The organism is Morganella sp. BCCO 40_0007 (assembly GCF_032989665.1).
Lineage (GTDB): Bacteria > Pseudomonadota > Gammaproteobacteria > Enterobacterales > Enterobacteriaceae > Morganella > Morganella sibonii.
In genome coordinates, this window is sequence record NZ_JAVBIN010000005.1 from 169,151 (window position 1) to 190,441 (window position 21,291).

23 protein-coding genes are annotated in these 21,291 nt (G+C 51.2%); 8 read left to right on the plus strand and 15 right to left on the minus strand.

Annotated features, from left to right (window positions below):
• Positions 1–11: 11 nt before the first annotated feature.
• From R5268_RS07760 to flgL, 4 genes are all read left to right on the plus strand, one after another.
• On the plus strand, positions 12–1,118 hold the full coding sequence (locus R5268_RS07760; protein ID WP_317419106.1) for a flagellar basal body P-ring protein FlgI: 1,107 nt from the start codon (positions 12–14) through the stop codon (positions 1,116–1,118).
• Positions 1,118–2,095, plus strand: coding sequence for a flagellar assembly peptidoglycan hydrolase FlgJ (flgJ, locus tag R5268_RS07765; protein WP_317419107.1), 978 nt, complete (start codon positions 1,118–1,120; stop codon positions 2,093–2,095). The genes R5268_RS07760 and flgJ overlap by 1 nt, the downstream gene beginning before the upstream one ends.
• Positions 2,096–2,244: 149 nt before the next feature.
• Positions 2,245–3,885: a flagellar hook-associated protein FlgK gene (gene flgK / locus R5268_RS07770; protein ID WP_317419108.1), complete on the plus strand. Its 1,641-nt coding sequence runs from the start codon at positions 2,245–2,247 to the stop codon at positions 3,883–3,885.
• Between the two features lie 24 nt (positions 3,886–3,909).
• Positions 3,910–4,857: a flagellar hook-associated protein FlgL gene (flgL, locus tag R5268_RS07775; protein ID WP_317419109.1), complete on the plus strand. Its 948-nt coding sequence runs from the start codon at positions 3,910–3,912 to the stop codon at positions 4,855–4,857.
• A 69-nt stretch (positions 4,858–4,926) separates the two neighbouring features.
• Here the strand turns inward: flgL and R5268_RS07780 are convergent, their stop codons facing one another.
• Complete coding sequence (locus R5268_RS07780) at positions 4,927–5,880, minus strand: LysR family transcriptional regulator (RefSeq protein WP_317419110.1); 954 nt, start codon at positions 5,878–5,880, stop codon at positions 4,927–4,929.
• Between the two features lie 112 nt (positions 5,881–5,992).
• Between R5268_RS07780 and R5268_RS07785 the strand changes: the two genes are divergently transcribed.
• The gene (locus R5268_RS07785; RefSeq protein WP_317419111.1) at positions 5,993–6,730 is read left to right on the plus strand and encodes an SDR family oxidoreductase; all 738 of its coding nucleotides are present in this window, start codon (positions 5,993–5,995) and stop codon (positions 6,728–6,730) included.
• Between the two features lie 165 nt (positions 6,731–6,895).
• On the opposite strand, the gene fliR is transcribed toward R5268_RS07785, so the two are convergent.
• The 13 genes from fliR to fliF all read right to left on the minus strand — a co-directional run bounded on the left by fliR (position 6,896) and on the right by fliF (position 17,866).
• Positions 6,896–7,681 (minus strand): flagellar biosynthetic protein FliR, encoded by a 786-nt coding sequence (gene fliR / locus R5268_RS07790; protein WP_317419112.1) that lies wholly within the window; start codon positions 7,679–7,681, stop codon positions 6,896–6,898.
• A 3-nt stretch (positions 7,682–7,684) separates the two neighbouring features.
• On the minus strand, positions 7,685–7,954 hold the full coding sequence (gene fliQ / locus R5268_RS07795) for a flagellar biosynthesis protein FliQ (protein WP_046892418.1): 270 nt from the start codon (positions 7,952–7,954) through the stop codon (positions 7,685–7,687).
• A 29-nt stretch (positions 7,955–7,983) separates the two neighbouring features.
• Complete coding sequence (gene fliP, locus R5268_RS07800) at positions 7,984–8,721, minus strand: flagellar type III secretion system pore protein FliP (RefSeq protein WP_405470973.1); 738 nt, start codon at positions 8,719–8,721, stop codon at positions 7,984–7,986.
• Between the two features lie 11 nt (positions 8,722–8,732).
• Positions 8,733–9,200 carry a flagellar biosynthetic protein FliO gene (fliO, locus tag R5268_RS07805; protein WP_317419113.1) on the minus strand — a complete coding sequence of 156 codons (468 nt, stop codon included), beginning with the start codon at positions 9,198–9,200 and terminating at the stop codon, positions 8,733–8,735.
• A gap of 1 nt (position 9,201) precedes the next feature.
• Positions 9,202–9,612: a flagellar motor switch protein FliN gene (gene fliN / locus R5268_RS07810; RefSeq protein ID WP_046892415.1), complete on the minus strand. Its 411-nt coding sequence runs from the start codon at positions 9,610–9,612 to the stop codon at positions 9,202–9,204.
• Complete coding sequence (gene fliM, locus R5268_RS07815) at positions 9,605–10,618, minus strand: flagellar motor switch protein FliM (RefSeq protein WP_182105070.1); 1,014 nt, start codon at positions 10,616–10,618, stop codon at positions 9,605–9,607. Before fliM ends, fliN begins: the two co-directional genes overlap by 8 nt.
• A 5-nt stretch (positions 10,619–10,623) precedes the next feature.
• Positions 10,624–11,109 (minus strand): flagellar basal body-associated protein FliL, encoded by a 486-nt coding sequence (fliL, locus tag R5268_RS07820; protein ID WP_046892413.1) that lies wholly within the window; start codon positions 11,107–11,109, stop codon positions 10,624–10,626.
• Positions 11,110–11,272: 163 nt separating this feature from the next.
• On the minus strand, positions 11,273–12,652 hold the full coding sequence (locus R5268_RS07825) for a flagellar hook-length control protein FliK (RefSeq protein WP_317419114.1): 1,380 nt from the start codon (positions 12,650–12,652) through the stop codon (positions 11,273–11,275).
• The gene (gene fliJ, locus R5268_RS07830) at positions 12,637–13,080 is read right to left on the minus strand and encodes a flagellar export protein FliJ (RefSeq protein WP_317419115.1); all 444 of its coding nucleotides are present in this window, start codon (positions 13,078–13,080) and stop codon (positions 12,637–12,639) included. The genes R5268_RS07825 and fliJ overlap by 16 nt, the downstream gene beginning before the upstream one ends.
• An 11-nt stretch (positions 13,081–13,091) precedes the next feature.
• The gene (fliI, locus tag R5268_RS07835; protein ID WP_046892411.1) at positions 13,092–14,456 is read right to left on the minus strand and encodes a flagellar protein export ATPase FliI; all 1,365 of its coding nucleotides are present in this window, start codon (positions 14,454–14,456) and stop codon (positions 13,092–13,094) included.
• Entirely contained in the window at positions 14,453–15,184 is a 732-nt protein-coding gene (fliH, locus tag R5268_RS07840) for a flagellar assembly protein FliH (RefSeq protein ID WP_107679393.1), read from the minus strand. Before fliH ends, fliI begins: the two co-directional genes overlap by 4 nt.
• Positions 15,177–16,169: a flagellar motor switch protein FliG gene (gene fliG, locus R5268_RS07845; RefSeq protein ID WP_052927391.1), complete on the minus strand. Its 993-nt coding sequence runs from the start codon at positions 16,167–16,169 to the stop codon at positions 15,177–15,179. The genes fliH and fliG overlap by 8 nt, the downstream gene beginning before the upstream one ends.
• Positions 16,166–17,866, minus strand: a complete 1,701-nt coding sequence (gene fliF, locus R5268_RS07850) for a flagellar basal-body MS-ring/collar protein FliF (RefSeq protein ID WP_317419116.1) — start codon at positions 17,864–17,866, stop codon at positions 16,166–16,168. The genes fliG and fliF overlap by 4 nt, the downstream gene beginning before the upstream one ends.
• 274 nt (positions 17,867–18,140) lie before the next feature.
• Here fliF and fliE point away from each other — a divergent pair, with 274 nt between their 5' ends.
• The 3 genes from fliE (at position 18,141) to R5268_RS07865 (ending at position 20,419) form a co-directional block, all read left to right on the plus strand.
• Complete coding sequence (gene fliE / locus R5268_RS07855) at positions 18,141–18,452, plus strand: flagellar hook-basal body complex protein FliE (protein ID WP_004236811.1); 312 nt, start codon at positions 18,141–18,143, stop codon at positions 18,450–18,452.
• A gap of 594 nt (positions 18,453–19,046) precedes the next feature.
• Complete coding sequence (locus R5268_RS07860) at positions 19,047–19,403, plus strand: hypothetical protein (RefSeq protein ID WP_107679391.1); 357 nt, start codon at positions 19,047–19,049, stop codon at positions 19,401–19,403.
• A gap of 326 nt (positions 19,404–19,729) precedes the next feature.
• The gene (locus tag R5268_RS07865; protein WP_046892406.1) at positions 19,730–20,419 is read left to right on the plus strand and encodes a hypothetical protein; all 690 of its coding nucleotides are present in this window, start codon (positions 19,730–19,732) and stop codon (positions 20,417–20,419) included.
• Positions 20,420–20,460: 41 nt separating this feature from the next.
• Here the strand turns inward: R5268_RS07865 and R5268_RS07870 are convergent, their stop codons facing one another.
• On the minus strand, positions 20,461–21,246 hold the full coding sequence (locus R5268_RS07870; protein ID WP_317419117.1) for a hypothetical protein: 786 nt from the start codon (positions 21,244–21,246) through the stop codon (positions 20,461–20,463).
• Between the last annotated feature and the right edge of the window lie 45 nt (positions 21,247–21,291).

Here is a 21,291-nt window from a genome sequence, read left to right on the forward strand (position 1 = left end):
GTAAAGTGAGAATGAAAAAAGTACTGACCGGCCTGCTGATTGCGGTTTTGGGTGTGGCGAGTATTCCCGCACACAGCGAGCGGATTAAAGATCTGACCACCGTGCAGGGTGTACGTGAGAATGCACTGATTGGATACGGGCTGATTGTCGGCCTCGACGGCACCGGTGACCAGACCATGCAGACGCCGTTTACCACACAAAGTCTGAATAACATGCTGTCGCAGATGGGGATCACTGTCCCGCCGGGCACGAATATGCAGCTGAAAAACGTGGCGGCGGTGATGGTCACCGCCAAAATGCCGCCGTTTGCCCGTTCCGGTCAGGCAATTGATGTGGTTGTTTCTTCAATGGGTAACGCCAAAAGTCTGCGCGGCGGCACACTGCTGATGACACCACTCAAAGGGGTGGACGGACAGGTTTATGCGCTGGCTCAGGGTAATGTCCTGGTCGGCGGTGCCGGTGTCAGTGCCGGGGGAAGCAGTGTTAAAGTGAACCAGCTGGCCGGCGGCCGTATCAGCGGCGGGGCAACGATTGAGCGCGAACTGCCGGGCGGATTCGGCCAGAGCGGCGTGATCAATCTTCAGCTGAATGAAGACAGTTTTGCGCTGGCGCAGGATATCAGTGACGCAGTGAATCGCATGAACGGCTTCGGCACCGCGACACCGCTGGATTCCCGTACCGTACAGCTGCGTGTGCCGCAGAGCAGCAGTGATCAGGTGCGCTTCCTGGCGCGGGTGCAGGATCTGAATATCCGTCCGCCGCAGAATGAAGCCAAAGTTATTCTGAATTCCCGTACCGGCTCAGTGGTGATTAACCGTACTGTCACCCTCGACAGTTGTGCGGTCGCGCACGGCAGCCTTGCGGTAACGGTTGATCGCGAGACACAGGTCAGTCAGCCGGATACCCCGTTTGCCGGTGGCCAGACCGTAGTGACCCGTAATACCAATGTCGGGCTACGCGAGCAGGACGGCACACTGAAGAAAGTGAACGCCGGGGCAAATCTTAATCAGGTTATTCAGGCACTCAATACATTAGGGGCCACTCCGACCGATCTGATGTCGATTTTACAGGCGATGGAAAGTGCCGGTTGTCTGCGGGCAAAACTGGAGATCATCTGATGAGTGATATGCAGTTGATGCAGAGCGCGGCCTATGACGTTCAGTCGCTGGGCGGCCTGAAACAGCAACTGAATGAAAAGCCGCAGGAGGGGCTGCGTCATGTGACGCAGCAACTGGAGGCGACCTTTGTTCAGATGATGCTCAAAAGCATGCGCGCCGCACTGCCGCAGGACGGATTATTCTCCAGTGATCAGACCCGGATGCTGACCAGTATGTATGACCAGCAGATAGCCCAGAACCTGTCAGAAAAGGGGCTGGGCTTCGGCGATATGATGTATAAGCAGCTTTCTGCAGGTAATGAGCCGGATCTGCCGCTGCGTTCGTCGATGATGCCGCTGGATGATGCCACCGTTATTCAGTCGATGCCGCAGCAGGCGATGGCACAACTGATGCGGAAATTCAGTTCCGCGGGGGATGCGCTGAGTTCACCGCTGAAAAAAGTGCGTGAACTGGGGCTGAACAGTCAGAACTTCATTGCAAAACTGACAGCACCGGCGAAAGCCGCGTCACAGAAAAGCGGCGTGCATCATCTGCTGATCCTGGCGCAGGCCGCGCTGGAAAGCGGCTGGGGTAAGCGGGAAATTTTGACCGCTGACGGCAAAACCAGTCACAACCTGTTTGGTATCAAAGCCGGGAAAGGCTGGGAAGGGCCGGTCACCAATATCATGACCACTGAGGTGATCAACGGTAAAACCATCAAAATGCGGGATAACTTCCGTGTTTATGGCTCTTATGAAGAGGCGATTGCCGATTACACCCGCCTGCTGACCGAAAATCCCCGCTATCACGGTGTGAAACAGGCAGTCAGTCCGGAACAGGCGGCACAGCGTCTGCATAAAGCCGGTTACGCCACCGATCCCGGCTATTCGGACAAACTGATTGTCCTCATCAATCAAATCCGCGGTACGCCGGCGGCGGCCCCGGTCGCTTCACGGGCGGTACAGGCGTACACCCTCGACCTGAGTGATATTTTCTGACCATTACAGGTGCAAAAAAATACGGTGAACACTAAATTTTTGCGCCATCTTTCCGATAATAAGGTGAGAGATAATTTTAAACAGATGCAATCTGCGCAGCATTTTCAGTAAGTTGCCGGGAAAGCAGTTATCAGAGAAAGGATAAATATATGCTGAATAATGTAATGAATAACGCATTAAGCGGAATTAATGCAGCCCAGGGCGGGCTGAGTGTTATTTCCAACAATTTGGCCAACGCAGGGGTGGGTTATTATCACCGTCAGAGTGCGGTATTCGGAGAAAACCCGGGCACAATGAGTGCCAACGGCTACTTCGGTAACGGCACGTATTTCAGCCATGTCCGCCGTGAGTTTGATGAGTTTGTCAACGGACAGTACAACAATGCGCGTTCCCGCAGTGGTGACTATGAAGCGTACATGAAAAATGCTTCTGGTGTGGATGACTTGTTATCTAACAGTACGGACGACGTTGCCGGGATGCTGGGCAGCTTCTTCACCTCTCTGGATGAAGCAGCCAGTGATGCCAGTGATAAAACGCTGGTGGATGTGTTTCTCGGTAAAGCTAAGGCGATGGTCGGGCAGCTGAAAGAATCTGATCGCCGGCTGCGTGAAATGGATAGTGATGTAAACCATCAGATTGATAATAAAATTAAAGATATTAATACCTATGCAGAAAAAATTGCCAAACTGAATGAGCAGATTAACAGCGCCCGTTCAAGTAATGGCGCAGAACCGAATGATTTGCTGGATGTGCGTGACCGCCTGGTCAGCGAGTTAAATTCGGTTGTCGGCGTCAAAGTGATTGAACAGAACGGTAATTTCAACGTCTCTTTCGCAAATGGTCTGCCACTGGTGACCGGTGCACGCGCAAACCGCCTGGAAGCAGTGGCGTCCAGTACGGATGACAGCCGTCTGAGTGTCGGTTTTATTGATTCTGCCGGTAATGTCCGTGAAATCAAAGATGAACAGATTCGTGGTGGTGAACTGAGTGGTGTTCTGCGCTCACGCCGTGAAGTTATCGATCCGGCAAGACAAAAACTGAATCAGATGGCGCTGGTCTTTGCAGAAAAATTCAATGAGGTTCACCGTAAGGGTTATGACTCCAAAGGCCAGACAGGTAAAGATTTCTTTTCTGTCGGCGGCGGCAGTGCAGTAGGTAACTCCCATAACAAAGGTAAAGCTGATTTTGATATTAAATATGGTGATACCTCTCAGGTAACCGGCAGTAACTATGATGTCAGTTTTGACGGTACTAACTGGAATGTGACTAAATTACCGGAAGGTACGGCTGTGAATGCGAACTTTGATGCCACTTCCGGAACGCTGAGCTTTGATGGCATGGATATTAAGATCAGTAATAATACGGCACAGGCGGGTGACAGTTTTCTGCTCAAGCCGGTGGATAATGTTATCGGCGGCATGAATACCCTCATCACTGATGCAGCAGATTTTGCCGCAGCAGACAGTACCGGCGGTGACAGTAACAATGAAAACATCAAAGAGCTGGTGAAATTACAGGATGAGAAACTGGTTGGTGGTACATCAACATTATCAGATTTCTATGCCTCTCTGGTTAATGATGTGGGCAGTAAAGCGAGTCAGGCTCAGATTGACTCTGAAGTTCAGAATAAGCTGACCGTCAGTTTTTATGAGCAGGAACAGGCTGTTTCAGGCGTTAATACCAACGAAGAAAGTGTGCAGATGCAGAAAATGCAGCAATTCTTTAATGCTAATGCCAAAGTACTGTCAACTGTTGAAGACTTATTCAACGTTCTGATGCGTTCATTCTGATTTTGAGTTAAAAAGGAAATTATCATGCGTTTCAGTACTAATTTAATGTTCAGTCAGCGTGTGACCGATATGAACAATGTCACTGCCCGCTGGATGGAAGCAGGCAGTAAACTGGCATCCGGTAAAAGAGTCAGTAAACCTTCGGATGATCCTCAGGCATCGGCACAGGCAGTACGGGTCAGTCAGTCAGAAACCCGCAACCAGCAGTATGCGTCCACCCGCAGTTATGCCAAAACCGGGATGACATTGCAGATGAGTATTCTGTCGCAGATGAATGAAGTCTCCACGCAGATAGATACGACGGTGATTCAGGCATCCAACCAGGGATCACTCAGTGACAGTGACCGGGCATCATTGGCTGAGCAGTTACAGGGGCTGAAAGATCAGCTGGTATCTCTGGGGAATACGACGGACGGTAACGGACGTTATATTTTTGGCGGTTATGAATCAGGCACCCCTCCGTTTGAGGTGGATGCAACGACCGGTGATGTGCTTTACAAAGGCGGCGATAAATCCATTACCCAGAACGTGGGCAGTGACCGCGAAATGATCAGTTATTTTGCCGGTTCGGAAGTGTTTGCCACCACCACTAACGCGAAAGGCGAAAAAGTCGCTGATATGTTCACCGCGATTAACAAAGGTCTGGATGCCCTGAAGATCCCTCAGCAAAATGCCTCACAGGCCGACCTGGACAAAGCAAAAGCCGGCATGGAAGAAGCAAATCGCGGGGTGAAAGCCGGGATGGAAAAAATCTCCAATATTGAAGCAAAACAGGGTTTACAATTGCAGGAAATCGACAGTCTGGATTACCTGTCCCAAACCCGCCGGATCCAGAATGAAGGCCGTCTGAGCGGCCTGGTCGACACCGACTGGACCAGCACGGTATCGGATTACCAAAAAGAAATGGCGCTGTTCCAGGCCTCACAGGATATCTTTAAAGATCTCAACAGCATGTCACTGTTCGGTCGTTAAACTATCCGTATGCAGTACTGAATTCCTTTGGCCGTCCCTGCGACGGCCTTTTTTTGTGCCGGATACTGTTCAGCGCACCGGTGCTATCACCCAGTGATCCGGGAATTCCGCTTCCGGTTTCAGCTCTTCGGTCAGAAAATCCATAAATGCACGGATACGCGGTGAATGGCGGGCATCTGCCGGACAGGCAAGATAATAGATATGTGAGACATTGGCGTAATCCTCCAGCACCCGTACCAGTTTTCCGCTTTCCACCGCTTTATGTGCGATAAAATCATGCATCATCGCCGGGCCGTTACCATCGACAGCCATATAATAAGCCGCCATCACATCCTCAAAAAAGGCCAGATCGCCGGTGGTTTCGACATGTACCACTTCATTATTGATCACCAGCGGCCACGGCAGCGGACGGGTATGTTCCGGCAGATGCATCTGGAGGCAATTATGGTGCACCAAATCATCCGGGGTATTCAGCGGCGGCGCATGTTTAAGATAGTCCGGTGAGGCCAGTATCCAGAACCGGGCATAATCCATTTTAGTTGCCACCCAGTCCGGCAGGCGGTTAATCCAGCTGGTGACCACCACATCACACTCTGTGGTTTCCTGGCTCAGGATACGGAAACGCAGATGAAAATCGACTTCTATCTGCGGGTAACGGTGACGGAATTTCGGCATCAGCGGAAACACTTTGCGGTAAGCATAGTCATTCGGCAGGCTGACGCGGATTTTTCCGGCCGGAATGGTGCGCATATCCAGCAGCGTTTCTTCGGCAGTGTACATAGCCTGCAATGCGGTTTTGCAGTAACCGAGATACTGTTCACCGGCTTCTGTCAGGCGGATGTGTCGTGTCGAGCGCAGAAACAGTGTGCTGCCGAGCTTCTGCTCAAGCCGTAATATGGTTTTACTGACAGCAGCCGGCGAAATATTCATGGCTTTGGCAGCGCCGGTAAAGCTTTTCAGTTCAGCAGCACAGCAAAACAGTTCCAGTGTTCCCAGCATCAGGTCATCAAAATGGCGCGGCATTATTAACCTCAGGTTGGTAATGAAGTGATATCAGGGTAGTTTATTTCACGCAACGAAGAAATATAATAATTTACATCAATTGCAAGTATTAAATCATAATCACAGGCTATCTATGAAACCACAACAGCGAACTGCCATCATCACTGATGCAGAAAGTTGTCTGGGGAAAGCATTAGTCAGAACACTGCTTGATGACCACTACAATGTGATCGGGATATTCCGCAGTGAAGAAAATAAACAAAATTTTTTACAGGAATTGGATAATAAAACCGCATTTCTGCCTGTTACCGGTGAAAGCCACTGCATCGATTTTGCCGGACAACTAATACAGCAGGGTATTATTAACTTCGGAAATATCGATATTATTATTCATAATTCCGGTGCTTTTCTCAGCAAAACTTATGAAAAGACGACGCCGGATGATTTCATGCATTTAATAAACAGTAATATTTATAGTTTATTTAATCTGAGTCAATTGGCGATTAAAAACATGTTGAAAAATCACGGTGGTAAAATTATCGTGGTAACCTCCTGCATTGCCCTGCAACCGTCACAAAAAATACCTGCCGCACTGAGTGTGCTGGCAAAAGAAGGTGTGCACGGACTGGTCAGAGCACTGGCGCTGGAGTATGCGAAAAAAAATATCCGCGTAAATGCAGTGGCACCCGGGTATATCGCCGGAGCGGCAAATACAGAACTCAATCAGGATTTTATTAATTTAGTATCACCGGCGGATAAAGTCGGAACCATTAATGATATTATTGAAAGTATTCGTTTTCTGCTGAAGTCTGACTATATTAACGGCACTATCATGCCGGTTGATGGCGGATATTCAGCAGGTAACTGGTAACCGTGTTATTTCTCAAGTCGTTTTCCGGATTATACACAGCAATATTCATTTGTACGCCATTACCGGAGCCGGTAATCACTTTCTCGGTGATTACCGGTTTTTTTATTAACAGGGGAAGTAACGGATATTTATGCGGTTATAACGCCGGATATGAGTCAGAAGCAGTTACTGTGAAGCAAACAGATTAAAAATAAGTGATAGCTGCCCGAATGCCTGATGGATCACGCGCTCGGTAAATCCCGGCAGAACGGAAATAATCAGTCCCATCATACTGATACCGACAGTCAGTGTCAGCGGAAAACCCACCACAAAAACAGACAGCTGCGGTGTCATCCGGTTCAGAATACCTAATGCCAGGTTAAGAATCAGGAACAGCGTGATAAACGGCAGCGCCAGCATTAATCCGTTGAGAAAGATATGGTTAGCGGATTGTACCAGCATGCGGAACCCCTCGCGGTTGAGCGGGGTGACCTGCACCGGTATGAGGTCAAACGAACTTATCACGATGTGAATCAGCCACAGATGCCCGTCAAACGCGAGAAACAGCAGCAGGGTGATAAGGTTGAGTATCCGTGCCATAATCGGCATATTCGGTCCGCCGCTCGGATCGAAAAAGGTGGCGAAAGATAATCCCATCTGAAGACCGATCACTTCCCCGGCGTGACGGACAGCGGCAAATGCCATCTGCATTGTCAGCCCCATCGCCACACCGATAACCACCTGCTGTAAAATCACCCATAGACCGGGAGCGGAAAACAGCGGGATATTCACCACCGGCAATTGCGGGGAGACAATCAGGACAGTAAAGAATGCCAGCATCACCCGCACTTTACTGATCGATTGTTTTTCATTGAAAAACGGTGCCGTTCCCAGCAGCGCCAGTACCCGGATAAACGGATAAAATCCCTGACTGAGCCACAGTGTCAGTGTTTCACTGGTGATACTTAACATAGGTCAGCCGATAATAAACGGCAGATTGGTTAACAATGTGCGCATGTAGTCAGTGAGCAGATTAAGCATCCACGGGCCGGCAATCACAATCACACTGATAACAGACAGAATTTTCGGAATGAATGACAGGGTCATTTCATTCACCTGTGTGGCTGCCTGTAACAGGCTGATCAGCAGACCGGCGGCCAGCGCGGCCAGCAGCAGCGGAGCTGCCAGCATCAGGGCGATTTTCATGGCTTCGGTGCCCATCGCCATTACGGATTCCGGTGTCATACTCTCTCCTGACTCATATTATCTCCTGACTAAAAAAAGCTTTGTGATAACGAACCGAGCAGTAACTGCCAGCCATCCACCAGCACAAAAAGCATCAGCTTAAAGGGCAGGGAAACCGTGGCGGGCGGTACCATCATCATCCCGAGCGCCATCAGTACACTGGCCACCACGAGGTCAATAATCAGGAACGGAATAAACAGGGTAAAACCAATCTGAAAGGCAGTTTTCAGTTCACTGGTAATAAAGGCCGGGATCAGGATGCGCATCGGCACATCTTTGGCTTCCTGAATCTCACCGGTTTTGGCGATACGGGCGAACAGCGCCAGGTCGTTTTCGCGCGTCTGGCCGAGCATAAAGGTGCGCAGTGGTGCAGTGCCCCGGTCCAGCGCCGTTTCCAGACTGATTTTGTCTTCACTGAACGGACGGTAAGCATCTTCGTAGACTTTATCGAAGACCGGCGACATCACAAAAAAGGTCAGGAACAGCGCCAGACCCAGCAGAACCTGGTTGGGGGGCGCGGAGGGCGTTCCCAGGGCGTTGCGTAATAATCCCAGCACAATAATGATGCGGGTAAAACTGGTTGTCATCAGCAGCAGGGCAGGAATAAAGCCCAGCAGTGTCAGAAACAGCAGGGTCTGAACCGGCAGAGACCAGCTCTGGCCGCCGTCCGGCAGCACATGGCTGACGATACCCGGCAATGAAGCGTGAGCCTGCGGAACCAGCAGAAACAGGGCGAGAGCGGGAATGGCGCGTTTGAGCAATGACATCATGAAAAATCTCAGCGTGGTTCGTCAGCCGGTGCCGCATTTTTAACGGCGGCACGTTTGGTTTTCAGCAGCGCCTGAAAGGCGGAAGGGGCATCGGACACCGCAGCCGGGTCGGCCGGGCAGCGGTGCAGCAGATTAACCGACTGCGCGGTAACACCCAGTACCAGCCACTCTCCCTGAATTTCCGCCACCACCAGGCGCTCTTTATTACCCAGAGAGCAGGTGCTTCTGACTGTCAGCAGCGGGTTTTTCCCGGCCAGTTTCGCCGTAAAACCGAATTTACGGATAAACCAGGTCAGACCGAGGATCAGCAGGATAATGCCGCTGAGGGCACCGGACACCTGAACCAGGCTGTCCGTGCTGTTAATCGCCTGAGAACCAACGGCAGGCGGCGTCAGGGAAACAGAAGAAAAAACGGCACTGTCTGCCGTTTTCTCTGCGGCCGGTAAAACGGGGTTTCCGGAAGCGGTCGGTGTCATATCAGCGGCTCAGACGGCGCATACGTTCTGACGGGGTGATAATATCGGTGATACGGATACCGTAATTATCGGAAACCACCACCACTTCACCCTGGGCAATCAGATAGCCGTTGATCAGAATATCCAGCGGCTCACCGGCCAGCCCGTCCAGTGCCACCACAGAGCCCTGGGATAAACTCAGCAGCTTCTTGATGGTCATTTTTGTCCGGCCCAGTTCAACAGAGAGACGGACAGGGATATCCATAATCAGATTGATATCAGACAGCTGATTCAGCGGATTCTGGCTGTCGAGATTATCAAACGCCTGGCTGCTCCCGGTTTCTGCTTTTTTTTGTTGTTCCATTGCCTCTGCCCACAGAGACTCGCCATCGTGTTCCGGGTTCATATCAGGAGTGTTGTTCGCCTCACTCATTGGTTTTTTCCTCGTCCAGAGTGTTTAATACAGGATTAATCAAATGTTCCACACGCAACGCATACTGCCCGTCCCGGGTGCCATACTGGCTGGTCAGGACAGGTACGCCATCCACACTGACGATCAGGCGATCCGGTTTCTCCACCGGGATCACATCCCCTTTTTGCAGTTGCAGTAATTTTGAAATCCGCAACGGGATTTCAGCAAAGTTCGCCACCAGCTCCAGCTCGGAATGTTTCACCTGCGTGACCAGGCTGGAGACCCAGGCTTCATTTTCCTGATGACCGTGTTCCATAGGCGGATTAATCAGCCGCTCACGGATAGGTTCAATCATTGCTATCGGAATACAGATACTCAGTTCACCCACGGTATTGCCGATCTCCACCAGGAAAGAGGTGGTGACCACGATATCGTTGGGGGAGGTGGTGATATTGGTGAATTTCACCTGCATTTCAGAACGCACATATTCCACATCCAGTTCAGCAATCGGCTTCCAGGCATCGCGGTAGGCATTCAGTGCCAGCTTCAGCATGCGGTGGATAATACGCTGTTCTGTGTTGGTGAATTCTTTGCCTTCAGAACGGACCGGGAAACGGCCGTCACCGCCGAACAGGTTATCCACGGCGATATAGACCAGTGCCGGTTCAAAGGTGAACAGCGCCGTTCCGCGCAGCGGCGGCATATGCACCAGGTTCAGGTTAGTCGGCACCGGCAGGTTGCGGGCAAATTCATGATAAGGTTCAATTTTGATACCACCGACGGTGATATCAGGGCTGCGGCGCAGCATATTGAACAATCCCATCCGGAACTGACGGGCAAAGCGCTCGTTAATAATTTCCAGGGATTGCATACGCTCGCGGATCACGCGGCGCTGGGTATTCGGGTCATAAGGGCGGACTTTGTCCTTACCCTTATTCTGTGCTGTATCGGCAGGCTGCGGCTCTGACGGCGAGTCACCATTGAGCAGCGCGTCTATCTCTGCCTGAGATAAAATATTATCGCTCATCAGTTTTACCGGAGAATAAAGGTGGTGAATAACACATCCGAAATTTCCTGATCCGGCTGTCCCTGTACCAATGTCGGGGCTAAAGTGGTTTTAACTGCCGTCATCAGCCGGAGCTTGCCGTCGTGGGTGCCGAGGACCTGAGGTGACTGCTGAGAGAGCAGCAGTAACAGGCGGCTGCGGACTTCCGGCAGATATTCATGAAGCTGTTTGCGGGAACGCTCATTGGCCAGGCGCAGTGTCATATCAATATACAGCACACGATCACGGCCGTTATCCGCACCGGGAAGGTTCACGGTAAACGGTTCAATGCCCATAAAGATAGGCTCAGGCATATTGGCCCGTTTTTCGTCTGCGGTACCGGCTGTGGTGCTGTCCTGCTGAGAAGACCACCAGCTGTAACCCCCGAAACCTGCTCCTGCGAGGGCAATCAGGGCGAAAATAACCAGTAACCCGGTATTGGAACCTTTTGAGGCATTGCGTGAAGACGACATGTTAACTGAATTCCTATTTCTTGATAGCAAAACCCGTCAGGGGTTTCATACTCTGTAAGCCCGTCCATTATGGCGTGCTTCTGAAGGACTAAAGGGGGGAAAAACGAAGCAAAAAGGCGGTAACTCGGGGCTTTAGTCCCTGTACCGCCGTTATGCACAGAAATCAGGCGAAGGTATCGATCCCGCCGCGGGCGCGGGCATCATGAAGTGCCGCAGGACGGGAAATGGTATCTGTACTGATATTCACACCACTGATACCACCGGCAGATATCACGGCATCAGCACTGTTACTGCTGTGACGATCGTCACCGCCGCTTTGCTGATCACCGTGATATTCCTGTCCGACGGAACTCTGTGCCAGGTGAATGCCGCTCTCCTGAAGGGCATTACGCAGAACCGGCATCATGGATTCCATGGCAGCCCGGACGTGGCTGTGCGGAGAAACAAAGTGCATGACCGCCTGATTATCCTCAATTTTAAGATGGATATTCAGTGAACCCAGTTCTTCCGGATGCAGACGCAACTGTGCCTGCTGCAATCCCTGACGGGAGAAATAGAGCATATTCTGGCTGACCTGCTGCTGCCATAACTCGCTGCCGAGTTGCGCGGTCAGCTGCATGGCGGGCTGAGCCACCGGTGCATTTGTCTGAGCTGCGGTGCTTTGTGCCGCTGTTGGCATCAGTGCCGGGCTCTGCACGGCAGTATGACTGCCCGGCGCGGTTACCGTCTGAAAGGCGCTGCTTTCTGTTTTGATGCTGAATGCGCTTTTGCTGTTATCGGCACTGTTATCAGCGGCGGAAGCCAGAGATAACGGTACGGAGGTATCCGCGGATTTCTTATTCAGCGGCAGGAAATCATCCGGCAGGGCTTTCTGATCCGGTTTTTGGGCATCGGTCAGTGAAAAACGCGGCTGATCCACGCGTGGTTTGGATTTGTCATCAACAAACAGGGTGCGGGAATCATTATTTTCATCCGTGAGCAGGGGCTTATCACTGGTCTTGGTCAGCACCTCTTCCGGCAGTTCTGTGGTTTTGGCGCTGTTTTTTCCGCTGTCATCAATATGCAGCTTTGTATCGGCAGCCGCTTTATCCGCAGTGCGGCTTTCCCGTCCGGTCAGCCGTTCTTTCAGCAGTGCAAGCAGGGCACTGTCCGTTTCACCTTCTGTCTGCGGTAATGCAGGCGTATCATCCCCGGTGGTCAGCAGTTTTGCATCCAGCGCCGGTGAGGCCGTATCTCCGGCAAGGCGGCGGGAGAAATTCAGCTGTGCCATCGTATCCGCACCGGTCTGTTTTTCCTGCGCAGCGGCCGTTTTACTGTCAGCCGTCTGTTTATGCGCGGCAGTATCGTTGCGGGTCTGTTTCACTGCATGTACTGCCTGTGCCGGTTTTTCCGGGCGCGGCTGTTGTGCATCCATCACTGCCTGAAACGGCAGGGCGGTTGCCTGTGCATCTTCCGCACGCGGTGATTCCTGTTTATTCAGTGCATTGTCAGCTGAACTGACTGCTTTGGTACCGGCGTTGACATCCATTAACGGGTTCTCCATAAAGTCGCACGCTGGGCAAATTCATCCATCTGCTTTTGCTCCAGCCGGTTTTGTCGTTGATTTTTTGCATGATCCGCCCGGCGGATCAGCGTATCGAAAGCATTGACGCGCTGCTGTTTTTCCTGCCAGTGACGGTTGGCATCACTGACCCGCTGCTCCCACAATGTCAGCTGGCTCTGCTGCTGCTCAATGGTCAGTTCGAGTGTGACCAGAAACTGCTGATAGTTCTGCCATTTATCGGTGGCCATCCCGGTATACAGCGTCTGATTCAGTTTCTGCCGGTAATCTGCCTGATAATTCTCCAGCATGGTCAGCTGCTGACTCATCTGCGTGTGTGTCTGACGAACCTGCGCCAGCACTTTAGCCGCCTCTTCGGCGGCGTCTTCGGCCAGATTTAACAGTGTGGTGAGTGCATGCGTATTTGACATTGACGACCTCGTTATGCGTCCGGTATCACCTGACTGAGCTGCTCACAGGCGGCCGGGTAATCACAGCGCTCATCGATATCCTGTTGCAGAAACTTCGCCATATACGGGAACAGCTGAATGGCCTCATCCAGCATCGGATCACTGCCTGCCGCGTAAGCACCGACATTAATCAGGTCGCGGTTGCGCTGGTAAGCCGAGGTCAGTTGTTTAAAGCGCTGAATTTTCCGGTAATGACTTTTCTCAATCAGCTCGGTCATGGCACGGCTGATGGAGGCTTCAATATCGATAGCAGGGTAGTGTCCGGATTCAGCCAGGGATCGTGAAAGCACGATATGGCCGTCAAGAATGGCCCGCGCGGAGTCAGCAATCGGGTCCTGCTGGTCATCCCCTTCGGTCAGAACAGTGTAAAACGCCGTCACCGAACCGCCGTTTTTGCCGTTACCTGCCCGCTCGACCAGTGCCGGTAATTTTGCGAACACGGACGGAGGATAGCCTTTTGTGGCAGGCGGTTCTCCGATGGCGAGCGCAATTTCACGCTGTGCCATGCTGTAACGGGTCAGTGAATCCATAATTAACAGCACGTTGCGACCCAGATCACGATAATATTCCGCGATCCGCGTGGCATAAGACGCCCCCTGCATCCGCAGCAGCGGGGAAACGTCCGCCGGGGCTGCGACCACCACGGCACGCTTTAATCCGTCCGCGCCGAGGATATTTTCAATAAAATCTTTAACTTCACGGCCACGCTCACCAATCAGACCGACCACAATAATGTCGGCCTGTGTGAAACGTGCCATCATGCCGAGCAGCACACTTTTCCCGACACCGGAACCGGCAAACAGTCCCATCCGCTGACCGCGCCCGACGGTCAGCAGGGCGTTGATAGCGCGGACACCGACATCCAGCACATCCTTAATCGGTGAACGTTCCAGCGGGTTAATCGGCGGCGTGGTAAGCGGAGCGCGGATTTTGGCGTCGAGCGGCCCTTTGCCGTCCAGCGGGTTGCCGGAGGCATCGAGAATACGGCCAAGGAGCTCATCACCCAGCGGCAGCTGACGGCTGGTCTGCCCGCCGCTTCCGGTGGATTGTGCATAGACACGCGCACCCGGCGCGATACCGTCCAGTTCAGCCAGCGGCATCAGCAGCATACGCGGTCCGTTAAAACCGACGACTTCGCAGATGACTTCTTCGGTATTTCCGTTGATCACACGCTCGATAAAGCAGGTGGCACCGAGCGGCATTTTAATGCCCTCGGCTTCCATCACCAGCCCGGTAATCTTGGTCAGACGCCCGTAATGGCGGGTCATCGCCACACCGGACATCCGTGATTCAAAGCCTTCCAGCGCGCCTATCCAGCGGCCAATCCGCGCGGTCATGATAACGTCTCCGGCGCGTATAACCGGCACAGCTCCTGCCAGCGGGTGGCGACACTCATATCAATTTCGCCGTCATCCGCCACCACACGGCATCCGCCCGCATGCAGTTGCGGATCAGGTACCAGACGCCAGCCGTTCAGACTGAGCTGGGTGCCGAGATGCTGCTCCAGCATCTCAATGTGTACCGGGTTGACCCGCAGTTCCGGCTGACCGGCAAACAGCGGTTTCTGCTGAAGCAGGCGGCTGATCTCTTCCAGCAGCGCCGTGCCGTCACAGACCGCAGGCTGTCCGAGCACCTGGCGGGCGGCGGTCAGGGCAATCTGTAACAGTTTTGGTGTCACCACGCTGTCAAAGCTGTCGAGTGAGTAACTGAACTCAGATAACAGCTTCTGCCAGGCTTCAGTAACCGGCTTCTGCTCTGCCAGTACCTGCTGACGTCCCTGTTCAGCCCCTTCCTGCAAACCCTGAGCAAACCCGGCATCATAACCGGCTTTTTCTCCCTGTTCATGACCAGACTGAAAACCGCTGCGCTGAGCCTCTTCTTTCAGGTTATCCAGCAGATTGATCTGCTCGAGCACTTCTTTCGGCTCGAGGCAGGGAACTTTGGGTTTTTCCGGCTCCGGTTCATCGGACAGGGCAGGGAGTACAGAGGAATTGAGATCCCACTGGTTCAGCTCCCGCGGCTGCCAGCGTTTCCAGGGCAGACCGGCGTTTTCCTTATCAGACATAGACATCGTCACCACCACCAATCACAATTTCGCCGGTTTCCATCAGACGGCGGACAATCAGCAGAATTGATTTCTGTTCATTCTCAACCTGTGACATCCGCACCGGAGAACGGGATTCCAGATCATCACGCACAATTTCAGCCGCACGGGTCGACATATTGCGCAGGAAGTGATCACGCAGCTCTTCGTTGCAGCCTTTCAGTGCAATGACCAGCGAGTCGTTGGAAACATCCTGGAGGATGCGCTGGATACTGCGGTTGTCCACTTCGATAAGATTCTCGAACAGGAACATTTCGTCGATAATACGCTGTGCCAGTTCGCCGTCGTAATCGCGCATTGCACCGATAACACCTTCTTCCTGCTGGCTCTTCATCAGGTTGATGATCTCGGCTGCGGTTCTCACGCCACCCATTTTGCTGCGCTTGAGGTTCTGGCCGTCCAGCAGGTTGTTGAGAACCTCGGTCAGTTCCGCCAGTGCTGCCGGCTGCACACCACCAAAGGTGGCGATACGCAGCATGATGTCGTTGCGCTGGCGTTCGTCGAACAGCTCCAGTACGTCGGCGGCCAGGTTGCGTTTTAAATGCACCAGGATGGTGGCGATAATCTGCGGATGCTCGTCGCGGATGATATCGGCCACCGTCTGCGGTTCCATATAGTTGAGGCTTTCGATCCCGGACGCACTTTCGTGTTTCTCGAAGATATCTTCCAGCAGACTGGCGGCGCGGTCTTCACCCAGCGCTTTGACCAGCACGGAACGCAGATAGTCATTGGTATTGATATTCAGCGCCGCGTACTGAATCGCCGCTTCCTCAAATTCCGTCAGGACTTCCGCCAGTTCGGCGTTGGAAACCTGACGCATATTGGAAACTGCCATACTCAGTTGCTGGACTTCTTTATTGTTCAGGTGTTTAAAGACCTCGGCGGCCTGATCTTCACCGAGCGTCATCAGCATGACGGCGCTCTTTTCTGTTCCGCTTAAATTCATTGTGCTTTTCCTAACCACTGACTGATAACCATTGCCACAACCTGCGGATCTTTATCCGCCATCTCACGGATACGCTGGCTCTGAATTTCGGCGCTGACACGCTGACGGGTCAGGCGGCGGCGGGTTTTCTCGTCCATGTCGTCACTGATAACATCATCAGCCACGAGCGGGGTTTTCATCTGAGTCGCCTTAAACATACGGGCTTCCGCTTCCGCCTGCTGTGCTTTGCGGTAGCGCTGCCACTGTGGTCTGATACCTTTGCGCCACAGCAGCCAGCCCACCAGTAACAGCAGCAGAATTTTGCCGTACTCCAGTGCCTGCGCAATGATGACCGGGCTTGTGAAGACAGACGGCTCTTCAGTCAGCTGACCTTCATCGGTAAAGCGGGAGTTGGTGATGCTCAGACTGTCACCGCGGCCGGAGGAATAGCCCATCGCTTCACGGGTCAGTGATTCAATTTCTTTGAGCATCTCCGGCGGCAGCGGCTGCATTTCCTCACTGCCGTCTTCTTTCTTCTGCGGCAGCCAGTTAATAATCACCGCGACAGAGAGACGGTCAACCACACCGATCTGGCGCTGGGTGTGGCTGATTTTGCGATCCACTTCGTAGTTTGTGGTCTCATCACTCTGTGAATTAATGTTGCTGTTACTTTTATTATCGGCAGGGGATGCATTTTTGTTATCTTTTGTATCCGCTTTTGCTGTTTCAACAGGGGCGGAAGGCGCACTGACCGGCTGATTGGATAATGCACCCGGTACGCCGCCCGGGCCGCCGTTGCTGTTCTGCTGACTCTGGCTGCTCTGACGTGAGCGGACAGCGGCGGAATCCGGCTGCTGGTTTGGTTTGTATTCTTCAGCGGTCTGCTCGACTTTGGAGTAATCCACCTGAGCGGTAACCTGTGCCTGTACGTTGGCACGACCGACCAGTGGTGCGAGCAAATCTTCAATACGCTGTTTGAGGCGTGCTTCAGTTTCCTGCGTCATACGCATCTGCGACGTGCTGACAGACTGCTGGCTGTTATCATTGTTTGTCAGCAGGCGTCCGGCCTGGTCAACAATAATAACGTTGGATGATGTTAATCCGGACACACTGCCGGAGACCATATGCACAATTGCACTGATCTGGCCTTCATCCAGTGCGCGGCCCGGCAGTAATCCGACGGTAACGGACGCTGTCGGTGATTTTTGTTCACGGACAAACAGGGTCGGCTTCGGAATAGCCAGGTGCACCCGCGCGGTCTGTACCGGGCTGAGTGATTCAATCGTGCGTGACAGTTCCCCTTCAAGGGCGCGCTGGTAGTTCACCTGCTCACTGAACTGGCTGATACCGAACTGTTCTTTATCCAGCAATTCAAAACCGGTATTACCGCCTTTCGGCAGACCGGCCTGTGCCAGTTTCAGGCGCAGCTCATGCACTTTATCGGCAGGAACCAGAATGGCACTGCCGTTATCCGCGAGCTGATAAGGCATATTCATCTGTGTCAGCTGGCCGACGATATCACCGCCGTCTTTGGCACTCAGGTTACTGAGCAGAACGCGGTAATCCGGGCTGCGCATCCAGAGGAACAGCGCAACAATAATGGCGATTGCGGCAGCGCCGGCGACCATCAGCGGAACCTTCGGATCAGCCTTAATACGGTCAATAATCAGGGCGAATCCCTTTTTGGTATCTCCGGTGTCTTGTGGTGCGGCACTCATAAACATTCCCTGCCTTGCAGATTTGACGGGTGAAAATAGTTTTGGCGAAACAACGTAATTTCCCTCTTTGTAACGTCACTTTTTTACGCTGCTATTATTCCCTGCAAATCACAAATCTAATGACAGAATCAGCCCGTGATTTTGGTGTTATTTACGGGCTTCAAGTTAAAAAGGGTGTGTTAGGGTATGCAGGCAATAGAATGTGACAGATGTCTTTTTCAGCCGGAAATGATTTCCGCTGTACACATTCATCCCTGTTAACGGAAGAAAAAACATGACAATTCAGGCAATTGAGGGAGTCGTCTCCCAGCTGAATGTAACAGCAGCGCAGGCAGCAAGCCAGACGAAACCGGTCGTTGATGCACCGGGGTTTGGTGATCATCTGATCTCAGCGGTTAATGAGATCAATACCACCCGTGTGAATTCAGCGAAAAAGGTGGAAGATTTCACGCTGGGTAAAGCGGATATCTCCCTTAACGATGTTATGGTGGATATGCAGAAAGCAAGCCTGAGCCTGCAAATGGGTATTCAGGTACGTAATAAACTGGTGGCGGCTTACCAGGAAATCATGTCAATGCCGGTGTGATGGTGTTAACACATTGATATGAAAGGTTAAATGGATTTATTGTGTCTGTGGTTGTCTTGGCAGTGAAGTCGGTATCTTCCCACGCCGGGGCACACAGCTCACCGCTTCTTTCTGAAACGCTGAAGTGGTCGCAAGTTATCTGCATAAATCCCCCTTACATTGCCGCCGGGATAACAGCTATGGCGGCGATAATTACGAATACTAAGTATTCAACCCGGTGCGACAAGGTTTGGTTTTCATGTTGTTTACCTGCTGATATCCCGGGGGCGGGATAGGGTGGTATAGTGATTGGAACAAAACTAATTAAGGATGATAATTGTGATTACCATGTTTGCCATGTTCTATACTTTTAGTTCCCCGCTCATTGCAGGAATTCTGCCGGTACTGTTTGCATTCGCTGTTGCTGCATAATGTGTATTACGGTGATTGCCGCGTCAGCCTGGTCATGATGATCTGACTGAAGGAAAGCGCCGGTTGGTGAGCAGGAAGAGGGAGTGACAAAACATCAGTATCCGCGATATTTCGGTTCTTTCTTACCACAAATAAAGCACGTATCGCTTAGTATCATGGCTTTAAAACTAAACGGTGGTATCTATGAAAAAGTTATTAATAGTATCAGTTGCAGCCATGCTTGCCTTTGGCGCCTATGCTGAAGAAGGAAAAGGATATTCATCAGAGCAACTGCATAAAATGATTGAATCCGGAAAATATCCGGCTGTTACTGAATACAAAGAAACAGGCGGTGGTGATGTTGCGGATATACAATCATGTAAGGACAGGATACTGAGCCGTGCTGCTAATTTTTCAGAATATCCAATCACCGTTGAGCGGGATATTGAAAATGAAGTTTACGAATCAACAGTATGGATGAACTTAAAGGCGCAAAAAGTTATTTGTGAGATTAAAGATGGCAAGGCTAAAGGGACGCAGTTTGATGCATCCTATAAGTAAGCCGGGAAAACGCCGGTAAGAGTAAATCAGCCCCGGAAGGGGCTTATTTTTGCCGGATTAAGCCACAAATATCCCGCCGCTATCGTGATAAATTTCAGTGCCGGCAACGTACCGGTAACAGAGTGTCACAAGGCCCGGCAGTCACATGCAGTAACCTTTTCCCGGCCACCCTGTATTGATGTCACAAAAACTCCCCTGACTTATTTAATTTCACTGCCGGTATGTTTAAATAGATGAATCTGAAATATATATTGGTGAAAAAATGAAAAAATGAAAAAATGAAAAAATGAAAAAATGAAAAAATGAAAAAATGAAAAAATGAAAAAATGAAAAAAATACTTCCCGTTCTTATCTCTGTTTCATTACTGGCAGGGTGTAAAGTCGATGTTGAAACAAAGGTAAATACGGATGATCTGGTGTCGCATGAGCATAAACTGGTCACCGGTAATATCAATGTGGAAGTACCGGCCTGTAATGATTTCGAAGATTCACGGAAAGAATCAAAAAGTCTGATCAGAATTAAAGAAAAAATGCCTGCGGTATTCTCCGGTGCGGAATACAAAGAGTGTTATAAAGAGCGGTTTAATTCCTATGCCAGTTTTACCGTTCCTGTCGGGGTCGGGTTTATCGCGGAAGATATGAAAGCGGTAAATGCTGAGATTTATATTTTATCAAATGATGAACTCTATGCCGGTATTATGATTACCCCGGAAGCGATTAAGCGCCTGAAATCCGCTAAAGAATCTACCCCCGGCGATCTTAAGCTGCAAATGACACTGGTACTGGAAAAAGGTCAGTTACCGATCCCGAATATTGCGGCGATGAGTGTGTTTATGACCGGTACGGAAGCGAATAATAAACCGCTGATTGCGGGCCGTGTCGGTATTGAAGCTAAAGAGGTCCGTTTTAGGTTATCTGACGTTTCTAATGCGTTAATTGAGAGCGGTAACATCGCACCAGTACTCTATAAAGCCGAAATGCTGGAGAAATTAGTGGCGAATCTGAAAAAAGACTAACCGCTGCGCTCAACCGGCAGAAACAATAAGCCCGGCGGGGCTTATTGTTTTATCAGTCCGGTGTCGTAGCGTTCTTTTCCGGTAATATGTGAATGAGTCATGGTGGTATCCGATGTCAGCCGGAGAATCGTCTCTGACAGCGATTTATGATACGGATGGTCGTACAGTGATTCTTTATCTGAATACGCATATGATTTGAAATGCAGTTCATCACCTACCCAGTGCACCTGATTATACAGGTGATTCCAGTTCTGATTACTGTCAAGTTTCAGAATGAAATCACCCTTGTTGTCTTTTGCCACTTCAATCTGAACAACATTATTATACAGCCACTTTCCTTCAAAACGGCGGAGTTCCGGGTGCGGCGGGATCACCGGTGCAGGTATAAAATCGTCAGGCTGATAGGCGATTTTCGGCGGCGGATTAACCTCACCGGTATAAAGGCTGCAAAGAGGCGCCACCTCAGAGACTTTCAGATACCGTAATGACACACTGAAATCATCATTAATTTTTTGTTCCAGCGTCATGGTTTTTTGCGTAATACCGGTAATTTTCAGACTGAGCAGGGCAGTGCCGGAAGTCAGCACAATCGCATTATTTTTTTTATCTACGGCGTAGGATGCTGTTTCAGGGGGTTCTTTCGTATCCGGTTTGGCACAATTAAAGGAATACAGGGACGATGTGCCGTCAGCATTATACTGCACAACATTAGCTATTCCGTTTTTAAGCGGCACCATAGACCAAATGCCTTCAATATCCTGATTTTCAGCGGAATAAGCAGTCAGTGAGAATAAAAGAAGTGAAGCAGATAATAATTTTTTCACCATTACATCCTGTCATAAAAATAGTAATATCCGGCGCCGGATAACCAG